The following is a 7582-nucleotide window of genomic DNA, read 5'->3' as shown; positions in this document are numbered from 1 at the left end:
CCCAGTCTCGCAGCGACATCCTTGTTCGTCAGGCCCTCCGCGCACGCCAGCACGATCTTCGCCCGCAGCGCCAACGCCTGCGACGTCTTCGCGCGACGAGCCCAACCCAGCAGCGTGTCACGCTCGACATCGGACAGAACCAATTCCGCCTTCGGGCGACCAGCGCGTGTCATCACCCGATGATACCAAAATAATCAACGAATCAATAACTCAGGACACTAGAGACCCCGCTTCTGCTCGCACGCCTACACCGTGCTCGAGGGGGCTGTCGTCACCCCCTACGATTCTTCGGTGACCGATTACGACGATCTCGACATGTTCGGTGGCCTCGATGCCTCCACCCTGCCATCGCGTCAGCAGCGGATTCTGACAGCGATCCGGGACTGCGTGGCTGCACACGGATGCACGCCGAGCACCCGGCAGATCGGGGACGCGGTGGGCCTGCGGTCAGCGTCGTCGGTGTCCAAGCATCTGAAGAGCCTCGAGGAAAAGGGCTTTCTCCGAAGGGGCACGGCCATGGCTCGGCAATTGGACGTGCGCCCGTTCCTCTCCGCGAAGCAAGGTCGCTCGTCCGAAAACAATGTGACGGTACCGGTAGTCGGCGACATCGCGGCAGGCGCACCGATCCTGGCGGAGGAGCACGCCGATGAGATGCTGACGCTCCCTCGCGAACTCGTCGGCTCCGGAACCGTGTTCGGGCTTCGGGTGCGCGGCGAGTCGATGATCGACGCCGCGATCTGCGATGGCGATGTCGTTGTGGTGCGCCGCCAGGACGAAGCTCATTCCGGCGAGATCGTCGCCGCGATGATTGATGGCGAGGCCACGGTGAAGGGGCCTTGACCCCGTTTCTTGGACACGCTGAATCCAGCACCTGCTGGGGAAGCGAGATGATCTTCAGTCATGTCACGAAAGAACTACTCGGAGGAGTTCCGGCGCCAGGCGGTCGAGTTGTACGAGTCCACGCCGGGAGCAACGATTCGAGGGATCGCCGCTGATCCCGGGATCGTGCGCGGCACCCTGACGGGCTGGATCGACCAATACGGGACCGGCACCAAAACGCACGTCGACGGCACCCGGGTGAACACCCCGTCACGGCCCCACAGCCAGCGCCTGGGCGCGGGTGACGCACCAGAGACCGTCGAGCAGAAACTCACCCGCCTCGAAGCCGAGAACGCTGCCCTACGAGCCGAGACAACCAAGCTCACCACCGAACGCGAGATCCTCCGCCAGGCGGCCAAGTATTTCGCCGGGGAGACGAAATGGTGAACCGCTTCCGCTTCGTCGCCGACCACTCCGACACCTATCAGGTGAAGCGGTTATGCGAGCTCGTCGAGATCGAGCGCTCGTCCTACTACGCCTGGAAATCCGCAGAGCCGGGAAGGGCCGCTCGCGCCGAGGACGACGCGCAGCTGGCCGCACGAATCCGGGTGATCCACACCGAGGACAACACCTACGGAGCCCCGAGGATCACTGCCGAGCTCAACGACGGTGTTGCTGCGGACGAAAAAGTCAACCACAAGCGGGTGGCCCGGGTGATGCGCGAGAACGACATCGCCGGCTACCGGCGCCGACGACGGGTCACGACCACCGTCCCCGAACTCGCCGACCGGAAGGTGCCCGACCTGCTCGAGCGGGATTTCACCGCCGACGCACCGAACCGCATCTACGTCGGCGACATCACGTATCTGCCGATCGAGGGCGGAGCCAACCTGTACTTCGCGGCAGTCATCGACTGCTACTCCCGTAAGCTCGCCGGCTGGGCGATCGCCGACCATATGCGCACCGACCTCGTCGCCGACGCCCTCCGTGCCGCCGCCCAGGATCGTAATGGACTGGCCGGGGCCGTCTTTCACTCGGATCACGGTGCGCAGTACACGTCGAAGGACTTCGCCGCCCTCTGCGACCGTCTCGGCGTCACCCAGTCGATGGGCATGGTCGGCACGAGCGCCGACAACAGCCTCGCCGAATCTTTCAACGCCACCCTCAAACGAGAAGTCCTCCAGAACGCGAACACCTGGCCCGACGAGGCCACATGCCGACGCCAGGTGTTCCGCTGGGTCACCCGCTACAACACCAGAAGGAGGCACTCCTGGTGCGGACACCGGTCCCCGAACACCTACGAGACCCTCTACACCGCTACGCTGGCATCCGCCGCGTAATCCACCACCCGTGTCCACAAGCCGGGGGTAAGGCCCAAGGTGCTGCGGCGCCGCGATGGCCACGTCTTCCTCGAGCCCCGTAATCCCGCGTATGCCGTGATTGACGGCGACGACGCAATCGTTCTGGGCAAGGTGGTATCGGTGATGCGCCGGATCTGAGGACTGTGCAAATCTGAACGGTGCAACGCGCCCCCTCCGCCGGCGACGTTCCACACTTCCGTGTCGGTTTCCCGATTGCGTGTTGGTAGCCCGTCGGTTTCCGCAATTCATGTCGGTCGGGTGTTGGCCGACCGGGTCAAGTAGCCACGCCCTCGCACCAAACCGCCCCCCGGGGGCCACCGACGTTCAATGCGGGGCACCGGCTGCCACTGTTGCAAAACGTAGTACTCCGTGTCTATTTCGTGAACAGGCAGCTGTCGTCAAGCGCGCCACTTCTCTAGCGCCTCATCGATGAGCGTCCTCTGTTCCTGGGCGTGCCGTTTGCTCGAACCCGTTGCCGGGGCGGCAGAGGCCGGGCGAGACACGAGGCGAATTCGCCGCGGGCCGATGGTCCCGAGCTCGCTGAGAAGGAACGTCCAGGCGCCTTGGTTTCTGGGCTCTTCCTGCACCCAGACCAGTTCGGCGTTGGGGTAGGAGCCGACGGCATCAGCCAGCTCTGCTTCGGGCAGCGGGTAGAACTGTTCGATTCTCACCAGCGCGATTTGCGGGTCTGGTGACTTGGCGAGCCTGGTGAGCAGCTCGTAGTACAGCTTCCCGGTCACCAACAGCACGCGGCGGACGTCGGCCTTGTCAATCGCCCGCTGATCATCGATGACGGGTTCGAAGGTGCCGCCGGTGAAATCGGACAGGGCGCTGGTCGCGCCGCGCATGCGCAACATCGACTTCGGGGTGAACACGATGAGCGGCTTGCGGGGGCGCGCGTATGCCTGGCGTCGGAGGAGGTGGAAGTACGACGCGGGTGTCGACGGTTGCGCCACCGTCATGTTGTTCTCCGCGCAGAGCTGTAGGAAGCGTTCGATGCGCGCCGAGGAGTGATCCGGTCCGCTGCCTTCGTAGCCGTGTGGCAGGAGCAGTACCAGCGAGGACCGCTGTCCCCATTTCTGGTCGGCCGAGCTGATGAACTCGTCGACGATGATCTGAGCGCCGTTCACGAAATCGCCGAACTGTGCCTCCCACAGCACCAGCGCGTCGGACCGTTCCACCGAGTAGCCGTACTCGAATCCCGTCACGGCGTACTCACTGAGCAGCGAGTCGTAGATCCAGCACCGGCCCTGGTCCTCGGCAATGTTGGTGAGCGGGAGCCATTCCTGACCATTGTCACGGTCGTGAAGCACTGCGTGGCGTTGGACGAACGTGCCACGGCGACTGTCTTGACCGGTCAGCCGAACGGGTGTCCCCTCCACCAACAGCGAGCCGAATGCCAGGAGCTCGGCGAAGGCCCAATCGATGTCCCCATTACGGCTCATCTCCGCTCGTTTGTCGAGCAGCTGTTGCAACTTCGTGTGGACGGTGAACCCTGCCGGCGGATTGTTGAAGGCATCTCCCACGAGAGCTATCACGTCGGGACTCACCCCGGTGGCTTCGGGACTCCTCGCTGCTTCGGGTTCGGGAGCAAGCATCCTCTCCAGTGCGTCGATCGTGTTTGTCGAGGAGACCGGGACGAGGCCGGGTTGTCCGGCGTGAGTCTCGGCGAAGGCGCTCTCGAGACGACTACGGAAGTCGAGGTCGGCCTGCTCGTACTCTTCGAGGGTGATGTCACCACGCCCGACCAGTGCCTCCGTGTAGAGGGTCCGGACACTGCGGTTGGCCTCGATGAGGTCGTACATCTGCGGCTGTGTCATCGACGGATCGTCGGCTTCGTTGTGGCCACGCCGGCGGTAGCAGATGAGGTCGATGACGACCTCGCGGTGGAACGTCTGACGGTAGGCGAAGGCGAGCTCTGCGACTCGGACGACTGCCTCGGGGTCATCACCATTGACATGGAAGATCGGTGCCTGGATCGTCTTGGCGACGTCCGTCGAGTACACCGAGCTCCGTGCCTGACCTGGCAGGGTCGTGAAGCCCACCTGGTTGTTGATGTTGATGCGGATCGTGCCGCCCGTGCGGTAGCCGGGCAGCTGTGACATCTGCATGGTCTCTCCGACGACCCCCTGGCCGGCCATCGCCGCGTCACCGTGGATGATGATCGGTAAGGTCAGGAACGTACCGGCCGGCCTCAGGTCCTGCCGGGCACGCACAATGCCCTCGAGCACGCCGTCGACCGCGTCGAGATGAGAAGGATTCGCCCCGACATAGACAGGGATCTTCTCGCCGTCTGCGCCGCTGAAGATACCTTCGGTACCCAGGTGGTATTTCACGTCCCCGGAGCCGTCGATGTTGTCCGAGACGTCAGTTCCCTCGAACTCGTGGAACACCTGACCGTAGGTCTTGCCTGCGATGTTGGTGAGCACGCTGAGCCGTCCTCGGTGCGCCATCGCGATGGCCACACCGTCGAGACCACTCTCGGCCGCCGCATGCATGATCGCGTCCAACAAGGGGATCGTCGACTCGCCCCCTTCGAGACTGAAGCGCGTCTGGCCGATGTACTTCGTCTGGAGGAACGTCTCGAAGGCTTCCGCTTCATTGAGCTTGCCCAGGATCCGCAGCTGCTCGTCGTGGGTCGGCTTCGTATAGGGCAGCTCGACCCTGTTCTGGATCCACGCGCGTTGTTCTGGATCTTGGATGTGCATGTACTCGATGCCGACGGTTCGGCAATAGGCGTCACGCAGAACACCGACAATGTCGCGGAGCTTCATTTGCCGCTGGTCGCCGCCGAAATCACCGGTGACGAACTCCCGGTCCAGGTCCCAGAACGTGAGCCCGTGACTGGCCACGTCCAGATCGGGGTGGGACCTCTGGACGTACTCGAGCGGGTCGATGTCGGCCATCAGGTGCCCGCGGGTACGGAAGGCATCGATGAGCTGCTGAACACGCGCTGTCTTGTCCACCGCGCTCGTCGGATCCACCCTGATGTCGGGTGCCCAATGGATCGGTGCATAAGGGATTCGCAAGGCCGCGAAGATCTCTTCGTAGAACCCATGCCGCCCGGTCAGGAGTTCGTGGACTCGCCTGAGGAACTCCCCAGAAGCCGCGCCCTGGATGACCCGATGATCGTAGGTGCTCGTCAGGGTGACCGTCTTGCTGATGGTGAGATCGGCGAGGGTCTGTTCGCTGGACCCCTGGAACTCGGCCGGATATTCCAGAGCGCCCACACCGATCACACAACCCTGACCTTTCATCAGGCGGGTGATCGAATGCTCTGTCCCGATACCGCCGGGGTTGGTCAGCGACAGCGTCGTACCGGCAAAATCCTCGACAGTCAACGCGTTGCTTCGCGACTTGACGATGAGAGCCTCATACGCCCCCAGAAATTCACCGAAGCTCATCTCGTCCGCCCGCTTGATGTTCGGGACGACAAGGAAACGTGATCCATCGGGTTTCGCGACGTCGACGGCGATTCCGAGGTTGACGTGATCAGGCGTCACGGCGAACGGCTTGCCGTCCACTTCGGCGTACGACACCGTCTGGCTCGGGAAATCCTCGAGGGCCTGTACGAGCGCCCAGCCGATCAGGTGTGTGAAACTGATCTTGCCGCCGCGTGCCCGCCTCATGTGGTTATTGATGACGATGCGATTGTCGATCATGAGCTTCGCTGGGATCGTGCGGACGCTCGTGGCCGTCGGAATACTCAAGCTGGCGGTCATGTTGGTGACCAGAGACCTGGCCATCCCGCGAATAGCGGCCGCAGTGGATCTGCCCTCTGCCGGTTCGGCCGGTGGCTCAGGGAACGTGGCCACCGGGGCGTCCGCCGGCACCGGCTCCGGGTTCGGCGGGATCGACGTCGTCCGTGCAACCGGTTGTGGGTTACTGGCAATGGGTTCGGCCGACGGCTCGGTCGTGGTATTTGGTTCGGTCACGTTGATTGACACAGCCGATCTCCTACTTTGTTTCTGTCCGATTCAATGTTCTTTTGTCGAGTCTTCATGGGGCCAAACGAGGTTCACGCGAGGCTACCTACGTCAGAGACGCTCGATCGTGCCGCTTCGGAGTCGAATTCGCCGGTCGCCGAGTCTGATTCGATGTCGACCCAGAATTCCGACTGGATTCCGTCGAAAGGCTCAGCCGCAGACTCTGTTACCGACTCGTCGGCATGGCCCAGCTCCGCAACGGAGAGGACGAGGAAGTAACCTCGTTCATTCGAACCGACGCGGGACAGGCATGCCGCCGCGGCGTTCGGCTTCGCCTCATCAGGCCTTCATCCTCCAAACCCTCTGCCCGAGACTCGAGGTGCTCCGCGCTGTATTACCGCAGGGCCAGGCCGAGCAGGTTGTGCTTGTTCCCGAAGGAGCGAGAGAGACCGCGCGTGCGGATGCCGCGCTCATTGACCAGCTCCACCGTGGTCGTCCCGGAATATGCCTGGCGTCAGAACAGGTCGACGGCTCTGTCTACCAAGACATCCGGCTCGAACTTCAACCATCTGCCGATGCTCCGATTCTCCCATCGTAATACGATTCTGTACCTGTGAGTCAAAAATGTTGTGTGCGGTATGTCACTCGACCGGCGCACCAAGCAGCGCTTCGGCAGTGGACGATCGCCGGCATCCTGTACGCGACCAGCCGCCCACGACGCGGTTCGTTATGCCCTGTGCAACCCCCGCGCTAACTCTGCCGATCTGCTCGCGGTCATGGTCGGATTCGCGAAGATGAGGGGGATCACTGCACTACGTGAGGCTCGGCCATGGCGGGGAATCGATAACCTTCGTTGCAATGACCATCCAGCGATTCTTCGCCGCCTACATGGCCTCGAGTTCATCGGTGGAGAGTCCCTCGCTGCCGGAGTCTCGGCACGCGCTGGGGCTGTTCGAGTTGCCGGATGATCTGCGGGTGCTCGATTTGGATGATCCTGCCCAGTTGGTGCGGTTGGGTCGCGCCCGACGCAGGTGGTGACCCGGAATCTGACGGTCACCCGAGGGAGCGGGCATCGGATCTGATCGGAGACGGGACCGCATACGGGGAGCGGGCGTGGCAGGCGGTTTCGTGGTGGTCGTATTACCGCCTGCAGTGGTCGGTGCCGGCCAGTTGGCTGCGCCCCGAACTGGTGCGGGTCGAACCGCTGGGCCTAATCACCCGGTGATCCTCGACTCGGCGAAGGCACTGCAGCGCATCGTGACGTGACCGATCGCTGTGGTATCCGCTGTGACGGGTGAGGAAGTGAGGCTGGCGGTGCCTGAATGTGTAGGCAAACCAGGAGCACACTCGACAACTACGCGAAATACCTGGGTCGACTTAGCCTGGATGCGCCGATCCAATAGCAGTCGAGCGCGGGTCGTAGACGCGAAATGCCCTGCCGTAGTGAAAGAATGAGATTTCTTGAGGATCACATTC

The 7582-nt window shown here is 63.0% G+C and carries 3 protein-coding genes and 2 pseudogenes; 4 read left to right on the top strand and 1 reads right to left on the bottom strand.

The features are described 5' to 3' along the window. Positions 1-291: 291 nt before the first annotated feature. The 3 genes and pseudogenes from lexA to ACFWAY_RS52550 form a co-directional block, all read left to right on the top strand. Positions 292-831 (top strand): annotated as a pseudogene (lexA, locus tag ACFWAY_RS52560) (transcriptional repressor LexA); the annotation flags it as partial. A 69-nt stretch (positions 832-900) separates the two neighbouring features. Beyond that, positions 901-2159 (top strand): IS3 family transposase gene (locus tag ACFWAY_RS52555; protein WP_378516364.1). Its coding sequence is split into 2 segments (ribosomal slippage): positions 901-1246 and positions 1246-2159, totalling 1260 coding nucleotides; the frame shifts between segments, so codons are not numbered across the junction. 36 nt (positions 2160-2195) lie between these two features. Continuing rightward, positions 2196-2318, top strand: a pseudogene (locus ACFWAY_RS52550) (LexA family protein); the annotation flags it as partial. A gap of 260 nt (positions 2319-2578) precedes the next feature. Here ACFWAY_RS52550 and ACFWAY_RS52545 read toward each other — a convergent pair. Next, positions 2579-6115: a multifunctional oxoglutarate decarboxylase/oxoglutarate dehydrogenase thiamine pyrophosphate-binding subunit/dihydrolipoyllysine-residue succinyltransferase subunit gene (locus ACFWAY_RS52545; RefSeq protein ID WP_378516365.1), complete on the bottom strand. Its 3537-nt coding sequence runs from the start codon at positions 6113-6115 to the stop codon at positions 2579-2581. An 849-nt stretch (positions 6116-6964) separates the two neighbouring features. On the opposite strand from ACFWAY_RS52545, the gene ACFWAY_RS52540 reads away from it, so the two are divergent. After that, positions 6965-7144 carry a hypothetical protein gene (locus ACFWAY_RS52540; RefSeq protein WP_378458060.1) on the top strand — a complete coding sequence of 60 codons (180 nt, stop codon included), beginning with the start codon at positions 6965-6967 and terminating at the stop codon, positions 7142-7144. The last annotated feature ends 438 nt before the right edge of the window (positions 7145-7582 follow it).

The sequence above is a fragment of the Rhodococcus sp. NPDC059968 genome (assembly GCF_042738615.1).
Lineage (GTDB): Bacteria > Actinomycetota > Actinomycetes > Mycobacteriales > Mycobacteriaceae > Rhodococcus_F.
This window is presented reverse-complemented; position numbering and strand designations above follow the sequence as displayed.